At 49.6% G+C, this 252-nt stretch carries 1 protein-coding gene; it reads left to right on the forward strand.

Annotation, left to right across the window (positions count from 1 at the left end; all coding sequences use genetic code 11):
• On the forward strand, positions 1 to 252 hold a 252-nt coding region (locus AAEY75_RS16270; RefSeq protein WP_502944452.1), incomplete at both ends, for an NADH-quinone oxidoreductase subunit B family protein.

The following is a 252-nucleotide window of genomic DNA, read 5'->3' on the forward strand; positions in this document are numbered from 1 at the left end:
GTACGATATCTATTCTGTTGTGCAAGGCGTGGATAAGATTATTCCAGTAGACGTCTATGTGCCAGGCTGTCCGCCGCGTCCAGAAGCGTTGATTCAAGGCTTGATGTTACTACAAGAATCTATCACCAAAGAGCGTCGTCCGCTGGGCATTCATGTCAATGATCAGGGTATCTACCAGCCACAAATGACGCCTGAGCGTGACCGCAAGCAAGCGGATCGTATCGCGGTGAAAAACTTGCGTAGTCCAGATAG

Origin of the sequence: Psychrobacter sp. TB55-MNA-CIBAN-0194 (genome assembly GCF_040309505.1) — a bacterium.
GTDB classification, from domain to species: domain Bacteria; phylum Pseudomonadota; class Gammaproteobacteria; order Pseudomonadales; family Moraxellaceae; genus Psychrobacter; species Psychrobacter fozii.